General features: G+C 61.7%; 19 protein-coding genes. 7 read left to right on the top strand and 12 right to left on the bottom strand.

The annotated features are described in order from the left end of the window. Nucleotides 1-85 precede the first annotated feature (85 nt). The 6 genes from AC1DVV_RS10335 (at nucleotide 86) to AC1DVV_RS10310 (ending at nucleotide 4,034) form a co-directional block, all read left to right on the top strand. Nucleotides 86-787, top strand: a complete 702-nt coding sequence (locus AC1DVV_RS10335; RefSeq protein ID WP_477665702.1) for a pirin family protein — start codon at nucleotides 86-88, stop codon at nucleotides 785-787. 126 nt (nucleotides 788-913) lie between these two features. Next, a complete protein-coding gene (locus tag AC1DVV_RS10330; RefSeq protein ID WP_457280229.1) occupies nucleotides 914-1,309 on the top strand; it encodes a DoxX family protein in 396 nt (131 codons plus the stop codon). Between the two features lie 96 nt (nucleotides 1,310-1,405). After that, on the top strand, nucleotides 1,406-1,960 hold the full coding sequence (locus AC1DVV_RS10325; protein WP_477665703.1) for a flavodoxin family protein: 555 nt from the start codon (nucleotides 1,406-1,408) through the stop codon (nucleotides 1,958-1,960). A gap of 40 nt (nucleotides 1,961-2,000) precedes the next feature. Continuing rightward, nucleotides 2,001-2,408, top strand: a complete 408-nt coding sequence (locus tag AC1DVV_RS10320) for an OsmC family protein (protein ID WP_477665704.1) — start codon at nucleotides 2,001-2,003, stop codon at nucleotides 2,406-2,408. Continuing rightward, complete coding sequence (locus AC1DVV_RS10315; RefSeq protein ID WP_457280232.1) at nucleotides 2,405-3,289, top strand: pirin family protein; 885 nt, start codon at nucleotides 2,405-2,407, stop codon at nucleotides 3,287-3,289. Before AC1DVV_RS10320 ends, AC1DVV_RS10315 begins: the two co-directional genes overlap by 4 nt. Nucleotides 3,290-3,338: 49 nt before the next feature. Beyond that, entirely contained in the window at nucleotides 3,339-4,034 is a 696-nt protein-coding gene (locus AC1DVV_RS10310) for a DUF599 domain-containing protein (RefSeq protein WP_457280233.1), read from the top strand. A 14-nt stretch (nucleotides 4,035-4,048) separates the two neighbouring features. Here AC1DVV_RS10310 and egtB read toward each other — a convergent pair whose 3' ends face one another. Next, nucleotides 4,049-5,392 carry an ergothioneine biosynthesis protein EgtB gene (egtB, locus tag AC1DVV_RS10305; RefSeq protein ID WP_477701760.1) on the bottom strand — a complete coding sequence of 448 codons (1,344 nt, stop codon included), beginning with the start codon at nucleotides 5,390-5,392 and terminating at the stop codon, nucleotides 4,049-4,051. Nucleotides 5,393-5,505: 113 nt separating this feature from the next. Beyond that, nucleotides 5,506-6,312: a sulfurtransferase gene (locus tag AC1DVV_RS10300; RefSeq protein ID WP_477701759.1), complete on the bottom strand. Its 807-nt coding sequence runs from the start codon at nucleotides 6,310-6,312 to the stop codon at nucleotides 5,506-5,508. Between the two features lie 86 nt (nucleotides 6,313-6,398). Between AC1DVV_RS10300 and dnaE the strand changes: the two genes are divergently transcribed. Further along, complete coding sequence (gene dnaE, locus AC1DVV_RS10295; RefSeq protein ID WP_457280235.1) at nucleotides 6,399-9,881, top strand: DNA polymerase III subunit alpha; 3,483 nt, start codon at nucleotides 6,399-6,401, stop codon at nucleotides 9,879-9,881. Between the two features lie 70 nt (nucleotides 9,882-9,951). Here the strand turns inward: dnaE and tolA are convergent, their stop codons facing one another. The 10 genes from tolA to ribD form a co-directional block, all read right to left on the bottom strand. Next, nucleotides 9,952-10,830, bottom strand: coding sequence for a cell envelope integrity protein TolA (tolA, locus tag AC1DVV_RS10290; RefSeq protein WP_477665707.1), 879 nt, complete (start codon nucleotides 10,828-10,830; stop codon nucleotides 9,952-9,954). A gap of 16 nt (nucleotides 10,831-10,846) precedes the next feature. After that, nucleotides 10,847-11,287, bottom strand: a complete 441-nt coding sequence (locus tag AC1DVV_RS10285) for a biopolymer transporter ExbD (RefSeq protein WP_477701758.1) — start codon at nucleotides 11,285-11,287, stop codon at nucleotides 10,847-10,849. A gap of 17 nt (nucleotides 11,288-11,304) precedes the next feature. Continuing rightward, the gene (gene tolQ / locus AC1DVV_RS10280; protein ID WP_457280238.1) at nucleotides 11,305-11,997 is read right to left on the bottom strand and encodes a protein TolQ; all 693 of its coding nucleotides are present in this window, start codon (nucleotides 11,995-11,997) and stop codon (nucleotides 11,305-11,307) included. A gap of 13 nt (nucleotides 11,998-12,010) precedes the next feature. Then, the gene (locus tag AC1DVV_RS10275; RefSeq protein WP_477701757.1) at nucleotides 12,011-12,460 is read right to left on the bottom strand and encodes a tol-pal system-associated acyl-CoA thioesterase; all 450 of its coding nucleotides are present in this window, start codon (nucleotides 12,458-12,460) and stop codon (nucleotides 12,011-12,013) included. Beyond that, on the bottom strand, nucleotides 12,457-13,653 hold the full coding sequence (locus AC1DVV_RS10270; RefSeq protein ID WP_477689328.1) for a pyridoxal phosphate-dependent aminotransferase: 1,197 nt from the start codon (nucleotides 13,651-13,653) through the stop codon (nucleotides 12,457-12,459). Before AC1DVV_RS10270 ends, AC1DVV_RS10275 begins: the two co-directional genes overlap by 4 nt. Before the next feature lie 25 nt (nucleotides 13,654-13,678). Then, complete coding sequence (gene nusB / locus AC1DVV_RS10265; RefSeq protein WP_457280241.1) at nucleotides 13,679-14,194, bottom strand: transcription antitermination factor NusB; 516 nt, start codon at nucleotides 14,192-14,194, stop codon at nucleotides 13,679-13,681. 38 nt (nucleotides 14,195-14,232) lie between these two features. Next, nucleotides 14,233-14,697, bottom strand: coding sequence for a 6,7-dimethyl-8-ribityllumazine synthase (ribH, locus tag AC1DVV_RS10260; RefSeq protein WP_457280242.1), 465 nt, complete (start codon nucleotides 14,695-14,697; stop codon nucleotides 14,233-14,235). A gap of 38 nt (nucleotides 14,698-14,735) precedes the next feature. Continuing rightward, entirely contained in the window at nucleotides 14,736-15,842 is a 1,107-nt protein-coding gene (ribBA, locus tag AC1DVV_RS10255) for a bifunctional 3,4-dihydroxy-2-butanone-4-phosphate synthase/GTP cyclohydrolase II (RefSeq protein WP_477665711.1), read from the bottom strand. Nucleotides 15,843-15,845: 3 nt separating this feature from the next. Next, on the bottom strand, nucleotides 15,846-16,496 hold the full coding sequence (locus AC1DVV_RS10250) for a riboflavin synthase (RefSeq protein ID WP_477701756.1): 651 nt from the start codon (nucleotides 16,494-16,496) through the stop codon (nucleotides 15,846-15,848). 240 nt (nucleotides 16,497-16,736) lie between these two features. Then, the gene (gene ribD, locus AC1DVV_RS10245; protein WP_477665713.1) at nucleotides 16,737-17,837 is read right to left on the bottom strand and encodes a bifunctional diaminohydroxyphosphoribosylaminopyrimidine deaminase/5-amino-6-(5-phosphoribosylamino)uracil reductase RibD; all 1,101 of its coding nucleotides are present in this window, start codon (nucleotides 17,835-17,837) and stop codon (nucleotides 16,737-16,739) included. Between the last annotated feature and the right edge of the window lie 17 nt (nucleotides 17,838-17,854).

The raw sequence follows: 17,854 nt of genomic DNA, 5'->3' as shown, positions 1-17,854 counted from the left end.
AAAACGCAGCAATGAAAAGCGGGCTGCCGGCGCCTACATTGGAGTCATTGCAACGCAGTTCAACGCACCTTGAAAGGAGCACCTCATGATGGCTTTAAGAACCTCCGGCGAACGCGGTTATGCCGACCACGGCTGGCTCAAATCTTTTCATTCCTTTTCGTTCGCCGGCTATTACGACCCGGCCCACATGGGTTTTGGCAACCTGCGCGTCATCAACGAAGACCGCATTGCCGCCGGCCGCGGCTTCGGCACCCATGGCCACAAGGACATGGAAATCATCAGCTATGTGCTGAGCGGTGAGCTGGCGCACAAAGACAGCATCGGCAACATCAAGGGCATCCCGCCCGGTGATGTGCAGCGCATGAGCGCGGGCACCGGCGTGCAGCACAGCGAGTTCAACCACGCAGACGGCCAGACCACGCATTTCCTGCAAATCTGGATTGAACCCAACGTGACCGGCATTCCCCCCAGCTACGAACAAAAAACGTTTGCCGATGCCGAAAAGCGCGGCACGTTGCGGCTGGTGGCTTCGCCCGACGGCAGCCAGGGCTCGGTGCTGATCCATGCCGATGCCAGGCTCTATGCAGGCCTCTTCAACGGCGCGGAAACCGCCACGCTGTCGCTCGACGCGAAACGCAAGACCTATGTGTTCCTGGTTCGCGGACAGCTTGAAGTCAACGGCCAGGTGCTGAAGGCCGGCGATGCCGCTGCGCTGCAGGCAGAAGGCACACTGCAACTGGGCCACGGCCAGGACGCCGAGGTGCTGGTGTTTGACCTGACGCCGTAACGCCCGGTCACATGCTGTAACCCATCACCCAGGTCAAGCGCCGAATGCTGGCAGCAGTATGGCGCTTGCCCAGAGTGTTTTTTTCCTCCATCATTTCCCCGTTTACTTTATTTATAAGGACTCGTCATGCTCAATTCCCTGCAAAACCCTCTCTCCCTGATCGGCCGCTTGCTGCTGGCCCTGCTGTTTGTGCCTGCCGGCTTCAGCAAGATCGCCGGCTTTGCCGGAACGGTTGGCTACATCGCCTCCAAAGGCGTGCCGCTGCCTGAAGTCGCTGCCGCCATTGCCATCGTGGTAGAGCTCGGCCTGGGCATCCTTTTGGCCGTGGGCTTCCAGACGCGCTGGGCCGCGCTGGCCATTGGCGTCTTCACCGTCGTCATCACCTGCGTCTTTCACGCGTTCTGGGTTGATCCTGCGCAACAGATGGCGTTCTTCAAGAACATGGCCATCGTCGGCGGCCTGTTCACCGTCGCAGCTTTTGGCGGCGGCGCCTGGAGCGTAGACGGCAAGACCAAAGGCTGATCCATCAACGGGGCTGCAGCTTTGGGCATGAAGCCCTGCTGCAGCCTTTTTGTTTGCCTGCTTTAGATTTCAACTCTCTGCCGCGAAAGACACCGAATGTCCAAAGTTGTCGTGATTTACCACTCCGGCTATGGCCACACCCAACGCATGGCGCAGTCAATCGCCGAAGGCGCAGGCGCTGAACTGGTGGCCATCAATGCCGACGGCGACCTGCCCGAAGGCGGCTGGGAAACCCTCGATGCCGCCACGGCCATCATCATGGGGTCACCCACCTACATGGGCAGTGTCAGCTGGCAGTTCAAGAAATTTGCCGATGCTTCGTCCAAACCCTGGTACACCCAGGCCTGGAAGGACAAGCTGTTTGCCGGTTTCACCAACAGCGCAGCCATGGGCGGTGACAAGATGTCGACGCTGAATTACCTCTTTACTTTGGCCATGCAGCATGGCGGCATCTGGGTCAGCCAGGGCGTACTGCCCAGCAACAGCAAGGCGGCGGTGCGCAGCGACACCAACTACCTTGGCTCTTACAGTGGCGCTGTCGCACAATCGCCATCGGATGCAGGTGCCGGCGAAATGAATGCAGGCGACCTGGAAAACGCCCGCAACTTCGGGCAGCGCGTGGCCGGTATCGCCGCGAGATTCGCTCCCTGAATCAGCTTTCTAAACCAGCTTTCTTTTTACAGGAATTGTCATGACCGTTGAACTCAGGCGCAACCCTCCGGCGGAGCTGGCCCAGCATCTGCAAATCCGCAGCCACGAGCTGATTACCGACGCTACGCTGGCAGAAGGCGGTGACGATGCCGGCCCCTCACCCCACGACCTGTATGACGCGGCGCTCGGCGCCTGCAAGGCCGTGACGGTGATGTGGTACGCCCGCAAGAAGGGGATTCCTGTCGATGAGATAAAAACGCGGGTTGAGCGGGACGACTCTCAGGAGCGCGCCGGTGTCTACAGGCTTGCCACCAAACTCCAGATCAAGGGCGCCCTGACGGATGCCCAGTTGCAGGAATTGCACACCGTGGCCCAGAAATGCCCGGTGCACAAGCTCATGAGCACGGTCACGACGGAAATCACGACGGATGTGGAGCGGCTGGCATGAGCGTTGCGCTGAAACTGACAGGACATCACAAAGACCTGGGCGGCGGCTTCATGGTGCGCCGCCTGCTGCCTTCCGCGCAGCAGCAGTCGGTTGGTCCTTTCATTTTCTTTGACCACTTTGGCCCGGTGACCGAACAACCCGGTACCAACCATGACGTACGGCCGCATCCGCACATCGGCCTGGCCACTGTGACCTATCTGTTCGAAGGCGCCATGATGCACCGCGACAGCATCGGCTCTGCCCAGCGCATAGAACCCGGTGCCATCAACTGGATGACGGCAGGGCGGGGCATTGTGCATTCAGAGCGCGCGCCCGACGACCTGCGTGACATCCCATATGTGAACCATGGCTTGCAGCTATGGGCTGCCTTGCCCGCAGAGTTTGAAGAAACAGCGCCGGGTTTTTCACACACGCCGGCGGACAGCATCCCAGAGGTATCCGTGGACGGTGCGGTGGTGCGTGTGCTGGTCGGTGAGGCATTCGGAAAAGTCTCGCCCGTCAAGACCTTCTCCAAAACTCTTTACCTGGATGTGGCGCTGGCGGCGGGCACGCCTTTCACGTTGCCGCCGCTGGCAGCGCAGATGGCTCTGTATGCGGTGGACGCCGACCTGCTGCTGGACGGCGAGCCGCTGGCAATGCACACGCTGGCGACCCTCTCGCCCGGCACAGCAGTACAGCTCAGCGCAAACACCCCGACGCGGCTGGTGGTGATTGGCGGCGACGCACTGGATGCACATCGCTTCATGTGGTGGAACTTTGTTTCCAGCCGCAAGGAACGTATCGTGCAGGCCGGCGAGGACTGGGCCGCCCAGGCCATGGGGCAGGTGCCCGGGGAGACTGAATTCATCCCGTTGCCTGAACGGAAATTCACTGCGGGCTGAGGCGCGATCAAAGCCTTTTCAGGGAAAGCGCAGCGTTTAAGATCACGCGATGCAAATTTTCAGCCTGCTTCCCTGGTCCGACTGGATGGCCATTGTCTGGTTCTTTGGCGGCTGGATGGGCTATGCATGGTTCGCCCGGCACTATGGGGTCAAACGGCCTTCGCTGCTGCGTACCACCAACCGTTACCGGCACCATTGGCTGATACAGGCCACGTCGCGCGACCCGCGCGTGATCGACGGCATCATCACGCAGAATCTTTCCAGCACACCGGCATTTTTCTCTTCAACCACGATCATCATCATCGGTGGGCTGTTCGCGCTGCTGGGCACCACCGACAAGGCGGCCGAGCTGGTGCGCGAAATCCCGTTTGCCGTGCGCACCTCGGTACTGATTTTCGACCTCAAGGTGCTGCTGATGGTGGCCGTGTTTGTTTATGCGTTTTTCCGCTTCAGCTGGTCCATGCGCCAATACACCTTTGTCGCTCTGCTGATTGGCTCCATGCCGTCGCCGCAGGAGTTTGAGGTGGGGAAGTTCGACCGTGAAGCGTTTGCCACGCGCGCCAGCCGCATGGTGAGCCTGGCGGCCGAAACCTTTAACGACGGGCTCCGGGCCTACTACTTCAGCTTCGGCATCATGGCCTGGTTTTTTTCCACCTTTGCGTTTGCGCTGGCCACCGCCGTGGTGGTGCTGATTTTGTACAACCGCGAATTCAACTCGGATGTGCTGGACGTGTTGCGCGAATAGCCTGACAGTGCTTCTCAGGGCCGGCCGTCGGGCAGGTCACGCGCCAGGCGCAGGCCGCTGAATTGCCAGCGGGCATCGGGCGGAAAAAAGTTGCGGTAGCTGGCACGTATGTGGCTTTGCGGCGTGGCGCAGGAGCCTCCGCGCAGCACAAACTGGTTGCACATGAACTTTCCGTTGTACTCACCCACCAGGCCTTCCCAGGGCTTGTAGCCGGGGTAGGGGTTGTAGTTGGACTGTGTCCATTCCCAGACGTCGCCATACATCTGCGCCGGCACACCCTGGCTTTCCTCCTGCTGTGGCAGGGGGTGGTATGCCGATTTTTCTACAAAATTGCCTTGCGGCACAGGGCTGGCCGCCACACTGCGTGCTGCCAGTTCCCACTCAAACTCTGTCGGCAGGCGTGCACCGGACCAGCGCGCAAAGGCATCGGCTTCGAAGTAGCTGAGATGGCAGGCCGGCGTGTTCGGGTCTACATCAATCAGCCCTTGCAGCGTGAAGTGCTGGTAGCGCCCACTGGAGCCCTGCCAGTAGAAGGGCAGGCTAACGCCGTTCTCAGTGACCCAGTCCCAGCCCATGGAAAGCCATAGCTCCGGGCGCTGATAGCCCCTGTCGGCGATGAAGGCCATGAACTCGCCGTTGGTGGCGGGCCGGCTGGCCAGCTCGAAGGCCGCCACATACACCTTGTGGCGCGGCGTTTCGTTGTCGAAGGCAAACCCACCGTCGCGTCCCGCGTCAAAGCCGTGTTCCACCAGACCCGCGTCGTGGCGCAGCCAGTCCACCGGTTGCGGATGTATGCCGGCAAGCGGCCAGCGGCTGGCATAGGCGGGACGTGCCGGATTGAAAGACAGCGCGTGTTTGATGTCTGTCAGCAGCAGTTCCTGGTGCTGTTGCTCGTGGTGCAGACCGAGGGTGACCAGTTCCGCTAATTCTCTGCGCTGCGCGGTGTCGGTGCCGGCCTCCACCTGTGCGATCACGGCCAACATGCGCTGGTCGATCTGTGCGCGATAGGCCAGCACCTCATCGAGGGAGGGGCGGCTGATCAGTCCGCGTTTGGGCCGCGGGTACTTGTCGCCTACGCCGTTGTAGTAGCTGTTGAACAGCACCCTGAAGCCGGGATCAAACGGCTTGAAGTCCGGTTCAAACCGCTCGAGGATGAAAGTCTCGAAGAACCAGGTCAGGTGAGCCAGGTGCCATTTGGCAGGGCTGGCGTCCGGCATGGATTGGAGCTGGCAGTCTTCGGGGCTCAGGGGTTTGATCAGGGCTTCGGTTTGCTGGCGTACCGCGCTGAACCGAGTGGCCAATGCGGACGACCGGGCCTTGGCGCCGGGGATGCGTGAATGGGATGACTCGAGGGGCATGATGGCTACCGTGTATTTGGGGGCGGGCTCCGCCTCATTGGCATGCACAAAATAAAGCAGGGTGTGGATGTGACGGTGGTGAGCAACTAAAAGCTTCGCACGGCACTCATTCCTCAGCTGTCAGACAAGACCCCGAATGCTGGAGGTACAGCCAGGGGAACAGGCCTTGACAGTGGTTTGGCCACGGGATTGACCTGGGGTTTCAGTTCAGGGTCCAGGGCGCGTCGCTCGTCAAACACAAAACATTCGCCGTCAAAATGCGCGCGCCCGCTTTCCTCAAAATACTTGAGGATGCCGCCATCGAGCTGCCAGACGTTTTCGATACCGGCTTCGCGCATGAGGATGGCTGCCTTTTCGCAGCGAATGCCGCCGGTGCAAAAACTCACGACAGTTTTGCCCGCAAGCTCTTGCCGGTGTGCCAGCAGGGCCTGGGGAAAATCGGTGAACTTGCTGATGCGCCAGTCGATGGCGTTTTTGAAAGTGCCGACATCGGCCTCAAAGTCATTGCGGGTGTCCAGCGTCACCACCGGGCGGCCGGTATCATCGCAGCCCGCGTCAAGCCATCGCTTGAGCGTGGCGGCGTCCACCGCCGGAGCGCGCCCAGCGGCCGGCTGGATAGCGGGGTGGTTCATGCGGATGATTTCCGGCTTGACTTTGACCAGCAGCTTGCGAAACGGCTGGGCAGCTGACCAGCTTTCCTTGGCTTGCAGGTCGCTGAAGCGGGCATCCTGTTTCAGCCATGCCAAAAAATCATGAATATCTGCCGCCGGGCCCGCCAGGAAGAGGTTGATTCCTTCTTCTGCCAGCAGTACCGTGCCTTTGATCGCGCGTTGTTGGAGCGCCTGTTCGATGCTGCCCTGCAGCATCGCAGGGTGCGCCAGCGTGACGAATTTATAGGCCGCAATGTTCAGGATTTGCATGATCCGGTCGATTGTAGGCAGGCATGCGGGGCCTTGCACTGCGTCACGGCGCCTCAGCGGACAGCCTCGGCCCTAAAATGACCTTTATGTTTGTTCATTTGCGCCTTCACACCGAGTTTTCAGTCGTCGACGGCACCAACCGCATCGATGAAGTTGTGGCCGCTGCGGCTGCCGACCACCAGCCGGCCCTGGCCATCACCGACCTCAGCAATCTGTTCGGGACGGTCAAGTTTTACAAGGAAACCCGGGGTGCTGGTGTCAAACCCCTGATTGGGGCCGATGTGTGGGTGCAGGTGCCGGGCAAGGACGCCGGGGCGCCCGCCGCGCGCCTGCTGCTGCTGGTGCAAAACCGTCAGGGCTACCTGAATCTGTCCGAGATCCTGACGCGGGCCTGGACAAAAAACGTGGTGCGCGACCAGGCGGTGGTCAAGCTCGAATGGCTGCAGGAACTCAATGAAGGCCTGATTGCGCTGTCGGGGGCGCAGGGCGGGGCTGTGGGCCAGGCGCTGCTGCAGGGCGACAGCGCACGCGCCGTCGAATGTGCGCTGTACTTTGCGGGCCTCTTCCCGCACCGTTTTTACCTCGAACTGCAACGCGCCCAGCGTCCCGATGACGAACGTCATGTGGCGGCCGCCGTTCAGCTGGCCGCGCGGCTCAAGCTGCCGGTGGTGGCGACCCACCCAGTGCAGTTCCTGACTTACGACGATTACGAGGCACATGAGGCCCGGGTGTGTATTTCGGAAGGCGAAATCCTGGGCAACACGCGCCGCGTGCGCAAGTTCACGCGGGAGCAGTACTTCAAGTCGGCCGCGCAGATGGCGGCGCTTTTTGCCGATGTGCCCACCGCGCTGGCCAACACCGTGGAAATTGCCCGGCGCTGCAACCTCACGCTGGAGCTGGGAAAACCCATGCTGCCCGACTATCCCACGCCGGAAGTCAATGGCGTGCGCATGCCGATCAACGAATACTTCCGCCACGCGTCGTTTGAAGGGCTGGAAGAGCGCCTGACTCACCTGTACCGCGACGTGGCCGTGCGCGACCAGAAGCGGCCCGAGTATGTGAAGCGCCTGGAGTTCGAGATCAACACCATCCTCAAGATGGGTTTCCCGGGCTACTTCCTGATCGTGGGTGACTTCATCAACTGGGCCAAGAACAACGGCTGCCCGGTGGGGCCGGGCCGGGGCTCGGGCGCGGGCTCGCTGGTGGCGTATTCACTCAAGATCACCGACCTGGACCCGCTGCAGTACAACCTGCTGTTCGAGCGCTTCCTGAATCCGGAACGGGTATCCATGCCCGACTTCGACATCGACTTTTGCCAGAGCAACCGCGACCGCGTGATCGATTACGTGAAAGACAAATACGGCAAGGAAGCCGTGAGCCAGATCGTGACCTTCGGCACCATGGCCGCGCGCGCCGCCATCCGCGACGTGGGCCGCGTGCTCGACTTTCCGTATGGCTTTTGCGACGGCATTTCCAAGCTGATTCCGAACAAACCGGGCCAGCACATCACGATTGAACAAGCCAAGGAGCAGGAGCCCATCCTGGCCGAGCGCGAGCGCAAGGAAGAGGACGTACAAACCCTGCTGGCGCTCGCGCAAAAGCTCGAGGGCCTGACCCGCAACGTCGGCATGCATGCCGGGGGCGTGCTGATCGCCCCCAGCAAGCTGACCGATTTTTGCCCGCTCTATGCCCAGCCTGGCAGCGATTCCGCCGTGAGCCAGTTCGACAAGGACGACGTGGAAGCGATCGGCCTGGTCAAGTTCGACTTTTTGGGCCTGGCCACGCTGACCATCCTGGAAATCGCCCGGGAGTTCATCATCGCGCGCCATCCGGCGCAAAAAGACTTCAAGTTTGAAGACCTGCCGCTCAACGACCGAAAGGTTTACGAGTTGTTCGGCAGGGGACAGACCGAAGCCGTGTTCCAGTTTGAAAGTATCGGCATGCAGCGCATGCTGAAAGATGCCAAGCCGGACCGCCTGGAAGACCTGATCGCCATGAATGCGCTCTACCGGCCAGGGCCGATGGAGCTGATCCCGACCTACATCGCGCGCAAGCAGGGCAAGGAAGTGCCCGAATACCCGGACCCACGCGTCAAGGCCATTCTCGAAGAGACCTACGGCATCATGGTCTACCAGGAGCAGGTGATGCAGACCGCGCAGATCCTGGGCGGCTATTCGCTGGGCGGCGCCGACTTGCTGCGCCGCGCCATGGGCAAGAAGAAAAAAGAAGAGATGGACGCCCAGCGCGAGATCTTCCGCAAGGGTGCGGGCGAGGGCGGCCTGAGCGAGGAGAAAGCCGACGAGGTTTTCGACCTGATGGAAAAATTCGCGGGCTACGGCTTCAACAAGTCGCATTCCGCCGCCTATGCGCTGCTGGCCTACCACACAGCCTGGCTGAAGGTGCACTACACCGCTGAATTCTTCGCCGCCAACATGACGGTGGAAATGGACGACACCGACAAGCTCAAGATCCTGTTCGGTGACGCGCAGAAGATGGGCATCCAGTTCGAGTCGCCCGACATCAACCGCGGCGACTACCGCTTCGAGCCGATCAGTGCCACATCGGTGCGTTACGGCCTGGGCGCCGTCAAGGGCACGGGCCAGCAGGCGATTGCCGCCATCGTGGCGGCGCGCAAGGAAGGCGGCCCGTTCACCTCGCTCTACGATTTTTGCGTACGTGTGGACCGCAGCCGGCTCAACAAGCGCACGGTCGAGGCCCTCATCAAGGGCGGAGCTTTTGACAACCTGCAGCTCAACCGTGCGTCGCTGCTGGCGTCGGTGGACCGCGCCTTTGAGTTTGCCGCTGCGACCGAAGCCAATGCCAACCAGGGCGGGCTGTTCGACATGTCCGACTCGCACGCGGCCAGCACCCAGGAGCCGGCGCTGGTCGAGGCTATGCCTTTCGGTGTGAAGGCGCGGCTGGTACTGGAAAAAACGGCGATCGGGTTTTACCTCTCGGGCCACCTCTTTGACGAGGTGGAGACCGAAGTGCGCCAGTTTGCCAAGCGCAAGATTGAGGACCTGATCGATTCGCGCGAACCTCAGCTTCTGGCTGCCATTCTGAGCGACCTGCGCGTCATCAACGGCAACCGCGGCAAGCTGATCATTTTCAAGCTCGACGACAAGACCGACGTGCTTGAAGCCTCGGTGGACGAAACGACCTTCAACGCCAACCGCAACCTGCTCAAGGACGACGAACTGGTGATCGTGCAAGGTACGCTGCAGGGTGCGTCGGAGCGCTTCGGCCGCCGCTTCAAGGTCACGCAGGTCTGGGACCTGGAAACTGCCCGCTGCAAATTCGGCAAGTACCTGCGGGTGGCGGTCAACGGTACCGCACCGGATATCTCCCGGCTGGTCAGGGACTTCCCGCCACGCCGCGAGATGTCAGACCAGGGAGAGTTGAGCCGCGGTTTGCCGGTACGGTTGAGCCTCAGGCGCCAAGGCGAGGCCGGCGGCGTGACAGCGGAGCTTCATCTGGGGGAAGCGGCCAAATTCTTCCCCACCGATGCCGCGCTGGCCAGCTGGATGGCGCAGGCCGACAAAGGGCTGGTGCAGATTGTTTATGAATGAAATTGGCCTCTGGGCCAATAAGGATGTGCGCGAGCAGCTATTGAATTGATAGCGGACTGTTGCGCGGGGCCTAGTCCTTGGGCCTGAATTCCAGAATCATGGGCGTTGGAACCCGCCCATCCACGTCGCGCGGCATGGTGCCAGTGCGGATGATGGCCTTGATCACCGCATCGTCCCAGGCTTTGTTACCGCTGGATTTGACCAGGCGCTGGCTGATGACGGTGCCGTCCAGTGTGGTGCGCACTTCCACCTCGGCGGTCGGGTTGCCCGCAATGTCTTCGGTGAACACGATATTGGGCACGACCTTGGCCCTGACCTTGCCGCCATAACTCGCTGAGGGCCCACCGGCTTTTTGCGCTGTGCCTTTGGCCTCGGCGCCGCCGGTGGCACCGGCCTGGCCCATCATTCGCTTGAGGTTTTCGTCGCGCAGCTTCTTCGCAGCAGCATCGGCCAGTTTTTGCTTCTCGTCGTCTTTCGCGTCCTGCTTCTTCGCTTCGGCCTTTTTGGCGTCTTCGGCAGCCTTGCGTTTGGCCTGCTCTTCTTTGGCCTTCAGTTCTTTTTCTTTTTTCGCGAGCTGTTCGGCCTTGAGCTTTTCCTGCTTCTGGTTCTCGGCCTCTTTCTGCTGCTGCAACAGCTTGCGCTTTTTCTCCTGCTCCAGGGCGATATCGACATTGGATGCCGGCGGCGGCGTCTTCACTTCCGGCGTGGGGCGCGCGGGTGGGGGCGGCGGTGGGGTAGGGGCTTCCACCAGTTTGGGCGCTGCCGCCTGCGGCACACTGGACCAGATTTCTGCATCAAACGACACGGCCTTGTCGCTGTGTTTCCAGTTGATGCCCCAGGTCAGCGCGGCCATCAGCAGGATGTGGGCGAACAAGGCCAGCCCGAACGCGCGCAACGACCCGCTGTCGCGGGGCGGTCCGAATTCGAGGCGATCTGCGGCGCTGGGCATGGCGGGTTACGGGCGGCTACTTGTTGCCGGTTTGTACCGAAAGGCCCACGCGTGACACCCCGGCTTTTTGCAGGTTGTCCATGACCTGGACCACGGTTTCGTACTTGATCGATTTGTCGGCGCTGATGACCACGGGCACAGCTTCGGCGCCGGCGGCCTTCACCGCCGGTTCCAGCCGGGCGATGTCGCCTGCGACGTTGCGCACGTTGCTGGGCACGCTGTCGGTCTTGATTTTGATCTGCACGGTTTCATCCTTTCTGATCAGGATCTGCACCGGGTTCTGCGGCTGGCTGGGCGCCTTGCCGACCTTGGGTAGCGCGATCATGCTGGGCGTGATCAGCGGCGCCGTCACCATGAAGATGATGAGCAGCACCAGCATGACGTCGATGAACGGCACCATGTTGATCTCGCTGATGGTGCGCCGGTTGCGGCCGCGGCGGGAATTGACTGCTGGCATGGCGGTCTCCTTCTGGCTTAGTGGCCGGAGGGTGATTGGGCGCCCAGGTTGCGCTGCAGGATGTTGGAAAACTCTTCGATGAAGGTTTCGAGCCGGTTGGCAACGCGGTCGATGTCATGCGAGAAGCGGTTGTAGGCCACCACGGCCGGAATGGCGGCGAACAGGCCGATGGCGGTGGCTACCAGCGCCTCGGCAATGCCCGGTGCTACTGTGGCCAGCGTGACCTGTTCCAGGGCGGCCAGGCCGGTGAAGGCGTGCATGATGCCCCAGACCGTGCCGAAGAGGCCGACGTAAGGCGAGACGGAGCCAACGGTGGCAAGGAAGGAGAGATTGGCTTCGATCGCGTCCACCTCACGCTGGTAGCTTGCGCGCATGGCGCGGCGCGCGCCGTCCAGCAGGGTACCGGCGTCGGTAATGCGGCGCTCGCGCAGCTTCTGGTATTCACGCATGCCGCTGGCAAAAATGCGTTCCATGGGGCCGGAGTGCTTGGCGTTTTGCGCAGCACCGGCGAAAAGGTCGTTGAGGCTCGTACCCGACCAGAACTCGCGGTCGAATTCGTCATTGAGCTTCTGCACTTTTTTCAGGGCAATGATTTTCCTGAAGATGGCGGCCCAGCTGGCGATGGACACGCCGACCAGCAACGCCACCACGGCCTGAACGACCCAGCTGGCATTGAGGATGAGGCTGACGATGGAGAGGTCTTGATTCATGTTGAAGCTTTGCTCAAGTTTTTAGGCTGTCAAGAATGGCAGCAGGAATCCGCCGCCTGGGCTGCAGGCTGGCGGCGTCGACCCAGCCGATCCTGATACTTCCTTCACAGAGCAAGATGGGTGGTTGTCCCTCTTCCTGCTCTGTTTTTTGCTCTGTTTTTAATAGCACCTGCTGCCCGATTATCATGGACGCGCGGCCTGCTTCTACCAGGCTTGCCGTAACAATGAGTTCATCGTCCAGGCGGGCAGGGCGATGGTAGCGGATGCTGGTTTCTGCCACCACAAATATGCCACCGGTACTTTCCCTCAGGCGCTGTTGTTCAACACCGAGTGATCTGAGCCATTCGGTGCGTGAACGTTCAAAAAATTTCAGGTAGTTCGCGTAAAAAACAATGCCGCCAGCGTCGGTGTCTTCCCAATACACCCTTACCGGCCAACTAAAAACGCGCGCAGCCGGCTTCATGCCAGCACCGCCTTGAGCCGGGCCACAGCTTCCTTCAATTGATCCATGGAGTTGGCCGTGGAAAACCGTACGAATTGTTCAGGTGCCGCATGTCCGAAGTCACGGCCCGGCGTGACGGCCAGATGGGCACGCTTCATGAGCTCGAAGGCGAAGTCCCAGCTGCCGCTGACACCCAGGCGGGCGGCCGCGGCAGTGCAATCGGCGTAGGCATAAAACGCGCCGTCCGGCATCACCGGAACCGTGAGCCCCAGGCGGTTGAGCTCGGGGATGAAGTAGTCGCGGCGCGCCTTGAATTCGGCGCGGCGGCGTTCGTACTCTTGCAGGCTCTCCGGCTCGAAGCAGGCCAGGGCGGCATGCTGGGCCACGGTGCTGGCGCAGATAAAGAGGTTTTGTGCGATGCGCTCGATCACCGGCGCCAGCGCTTCGGGCACCACCAGCCAGCCCAGGCGCCAGCCGGTCATGTTGAAGTATTTGCTGAAGCTGTTGATGCTGATCACGCTGTGGCCCAGCTCGCCGGGCATGGCCAGCGCCGAATGGCCGAAGTGCTCTTCGTAGCTCAGGCCCAGGTAGATTTCATCGATCAGCGTGATGCCGCCGCGGCTGTGCACAAATTCGTGGATGCGCTGCAGCTCTTCCGGTGCAATCGAGGTGCCCGTGGGATTGGACGGGGAAGCCAGCAGCACGCCGCGTGTTTTGGAGTTCCATGCCGCTTCCACCTTTTCGCGGGTCAGCTGAAAGCGTTCTTCGGCGGTGGTGGGGACCAGCACCGCATTGCCTTCTGCCGCACTGACGAAATGCCGGTTGCAGGGGTAGCTCGGGTCGGGCATCAGGATTTCGTCCCCCGCCTCAATCAGGGCCAGGCAGGCCAGTTGCAAGGCAGCGGAGGCGCCCGCGGTGATGATGATGCGGTTGGGCGCCACCTGCGCCCCGAAGCGGGAGGCATACCAGCCGCTGATGCGTTCTCGCAGGGCCGGCAAGCCGGTGGCCTGGGTGTATTGCGTGGTGCCGCGCTCGATGGCGCGGGCTGCGGCCTGTTGCACCAAAGGCGGCGCCGTGAAGTCGGGCTCGCCGATGTTCAGGAAGATCATGGGCGATGCGCTGTGCGCAAATTCCTGCGCCAGCGCAGAGGCCGCTTTGGCAACCTCCATGACATAGAAGGGCTCAATCCGCTGAGCCCGCTGGGCGATTTTCAAGGCTGGCCTTTCACGGGGCGAGCCCCTATCGGGATTTGTCGGCAGCGACTTCAGCGGCGCGCAGCGAGGGCGCCATTTTGTTCAGGACCCCGTTGACGTACTTGTGGCCGTCGGTGCCGCCAAAGGCTTTGGCAAGCTCGATGCACTCGTTGATCACGACACGCCAGGGTACATCGAGGCAGTGGGTGAACTCATAGGCGCCTATCCACAGCACAGCATGCTCCACCGGCGATATTTCGGCCATGGGCCGGTCCAGCAGGGGCGTGATGTTTGCATCGAGCGTTGCCGCGCCTTCGATGCAGCCATGCAAAAGCGCATCGTAGTGGGCGGAGTCGGCTTTGTGAAAACCCACGAGGTCTCGGGTAAACGCGTCAATCGAATCCGCTTCGTTTCGGCCTACCAGGTGCTGGTAGAGCGCCTGCAGTGCGAACTCGCGTGCGCGCGTGCGGGCGGATTTGTCCGCCGCCTTTTTGACGCCGGTGTCGGTCAGGCCGGTGCGGGTTTGGGGCGGGCGTTTGGGTTTGGTGATGGGGTCTGCCATGAAGTGCCAGTCAGGTTAAGGGATGCAGGAGCAGGCGCTCAGGCAATTTCATTGATCAGGTTGGCCATTTCGACGGCAACGCGGGCGGCGTCGCGCCCTTTGTCGACCTGCCGGGCTTCAGCCTGTGCGACGTTTTCCGTCGTGAGTATGGCATTGGCAATAGGCAACTGGTAGTCAAGCGCCAGGCGCGTGACGGCGGCGCCGCTCTCATTGGCCACCAGTTCGAAATGGTAGGTCTCACCGCGAATGATGCAACCGAGGGCGATCAACGCGTCGTATTTGTTGCTTTCGGCCAAGGCCTGCAATGCAACAGGGACTTCCAGTGCGCCGGGCACCTTGACGTGTTTGATGTTGTCCTCTTGCACACCCAGCGCGGACAGCTCGTGTTTGCAGGCTTCTGCGAGCGCATTGGTAATGCTTTCATTGAAGCGCGCCTGCACGATGCCAATGGAAAGTTTTTTGCCGTCAAGCTTGTCGCCTGAACCTTTTTCTGCTCCAAACACGGTGTATCCCTTTGATTGATTTTTGTTGAACGAAGTGACTAGTCTTTGGTGGTGTAGCCCACGATCTCAAGGCCGTAACCCGTCATGCTCGGCATGCGGCGCGGGTTACCCATGAGGTTCATCCGGTGCACGCCGCATTCACGCAAAATCTGTGCGCCCACACCGTAGGTTCGCAAGTCCATGCGGCCGCGTTCGGGTGCCTGGCTGGCGCGCGCGGTGCCTTCAAACTGGGCGAGCAATTGCGCCGCGCTTTCACCGCAATTGAGCAGCACGGCAACGCCCCTGCCTTGTTCTGCGATGTGTTTGAGACTCTGGTCGAGACTCCACGAATGCATGGAGCGGCCTGTTTCAAGAACGTCCAGCACCGACAGAGGCTCATGCACCCGCGCGGACACGACATCGTCGGCAGACCACGCACCCTTGACCAGGGCCAGGTGCAGGCTTTGGCTGGGTTTGTCCCGGAAGGCATGGGCGGTGAATTCGCCAAAGGCGGTCTGCAGTGTGCGGCTGCCGATTTTTTCCACCAGCGAATCGTTACGGCTGCGGTGTTCGATCAGGTCGGCGATGGTGCCGATTTTCAGGCCATGCTGCGCCGCAAACAGCAACAGATCCGGCAGCCGGGCCATGGTGCCGTCGTCTTTCATGATTTCGCAAATGACGGCGGCCGGTGAGCAGCCGGCCATGCCGGCCAGATCGCAACCGGCTTCGGTGTGGCCGGCGCGCATCAGCACACCGCCGTCGACAGCCTGCAACGGAAAGATGTGGCCGGGCTGCACCAGGTCGCTGACCCTGGCGTCTTTGGCCACCGCGGCCTGCACGGTGCGGGCGCGGTCGGCGGCTGAAATGCCGGTGGTCACGCCTTCGGCGGCCTCAATGGACACGGTGAAGGCGGTGGAATGCTTGGTGCCGTTGCGTGTGGCCATGGGCGGCAGCTGCAGCAGCTCGCAGCGCTCGCGGGTCAGGGTCAGGCAGATCAGACCGCGGCCGAAGCGCGCCATGAAGTTGATGGCTTCAGCAGTGACGTGGTCCGCCGCCAGCACCAGGTCACCTTCGTTTTCACGGTCTTCCTCGTCGATCAGGATGACCATGCGGCCGGCACGCATGTCGGCAACGATGTCTTCAACAGGGGAAATGGCAGTGGTCATGGTTCAGGGCTTTTTGGGGATGTTGTTATGGGTGTCGCCCAGCATGCGCTCGACGTAGCGTGCGATCAGGTCGATCTCGAGGTTGACGTCGGAGCCTGCAGCCAACCGGCCCAGCGCGGTGTTCTGCACGGTGTGGGGAATGAGGTTGATGCTGATTTCCGTGCCGCCCGCATCGTCGGCCAGGTCGGTGACGCGGTTGACGGTCAGGCTCACGCCGTTGACGGTGATGGAGCCCTTGTAGGCCAGGTACTTGCCCAGCTCGCGCGGGGTGCGAATGCGCAGCTCCCAGCTTTCGCCCACCTGGGCGAAATGCGTCACGCTGCCGATGCCGTCTACATGGCCGGAAACGATGTGGCCGCCGAGGCGGTCATGCGCACGGAGGGCTTTTTCGAGGTTGATGGGGCCGGTTTCCGCCAGCCCGGTGGTTTTGGCCAGGGATTCGGCGGAAATGTCGATGGTGAAGCGGTTGAGGGGAAGGTCCAGCGTTGTGGCCGTCATGCAGGCGCCGTTGAGGGCGATGCTGTCGCCCAGGCCCACGTCATCAAGGTAACCCGCAGGCGTCTCGATGGTGAGGCGCTTGCCGTGGTCTGAAGAGCTGCCCAGGCTTTGGATGGCGACGATGCGCCCCAAGCCGGTAATGATTCCGGTAAACATGGTGCCATTTTCGCAGGGATTCCGGGTGCGGCGGCGCGGACGGCGCCAAAGGCCCGGAAAAGAGGGCGTTCAGCCGTGATTCACAGGGCTTGCGCGGGATTCGCGGGCCGGTTTAGCCGTCTTTATTCAAAGGAAAATGGCTGTAGCCCAATATTGACGAGCGCAAGCAGCTATTATTTTTATAGCGACCGGGCGATGTTTCGTCTGCGTTCACCGGGCAGGCCGGTGCCCACCATCGCGCTAAAAAGCGTCCCGACCCGCCACACGGGCGACGATACGCAGGTCGGGCCCAATCCTTTCGGCAGACACAAACTGCAGTTCGAGCCCGTTGGCGAGTGTTTGCAAGGGTTCCAGGGCAGCCATGCCCTGGCCCGGCCCCAGCAGCCTGGGCGCCAGGTAAACCAGAAATTCATCCACCAGCCCGCTGCGGATCAGGGATGCATTGAGCTTGCTGCCGGCTTCGACGTGCAGTTCGTTGATTTCGCGCTGCGCCAGGTCTTTCATCATGGCCGCCAGGTCCACTTTTCCCCGGGCGTCGGGCAGGCAGGTGACCGTCGCGCCCTTGGCGACCAGCGCGGCTTCCTGGGGTGAGCTCCGGGTGGCGGTATAAATCCACACCGGGCCGCCCGACCGGAATATTTTGGCGCCAGGCGGTGTTTGCAGCAGGCTGTCGACAATCACGCGGCAGGGTTGCACCGGCGTTTCCACCAGCCGGACGTCCAGCTGCGGGTCGTCTTCAAGCAGGGTCCCGATGCCCGTCAGCACTGCGGAGGCCCGGGCCCGCCACGCATGGCCATCGGTCCGCGCCTCAGGCGAGGTGATCCACTGGCTCTGGCCGTTGGCCAGCGCTGTGGTGCCGTCCAGTGAGGCGGCAACTTTCAGGCGGACCCAGGGGGTTTTGCGGACCATCCGGCTAAAAAAGCCGATATTCAGTTCCCTGGACTCCCCGGCGCCCGGCCCGACCTCCACTTCGACGCCAGCGGCCCGCAGGCGCTCAAATCCCTGGCCGGCCACCAGAGGATTGGGGTCCGCTATCGATGCAACCACCTTTTTGATGCCGGCAGCAACCAGCGCATCGCAGCAGGGGCCTGTTCGCCCGTGGTGAGAGCAGGGCTCGAGGGTGACATAGGCGGTGGCGCCTTTGACCGAGTGGCCTTTATTCGCTGCATCGCGCAGGGCCATGATTTCGGCGTGGGGGCCGCCTGCCTGCTGGGTATGTCCCGTTCCCAGAATATTGTTCCCACTTGAATCTGCCAAGATGCAACCAACGCGAGGGTTTGGAGCGCTGAGGTACAGGGCTTCTTTGGACACCCGCAAGGTCTGCAGCATCAAAAGGTTCATGGATTTTCTAACGGCTC

The sequence above is a fragment of the Polaromonas sp. P3_B4 genome (genome assembly GCF_056402835.1).
This window is presented reverse-complemented; position numbering and strand designations above follow the sequence as displayed.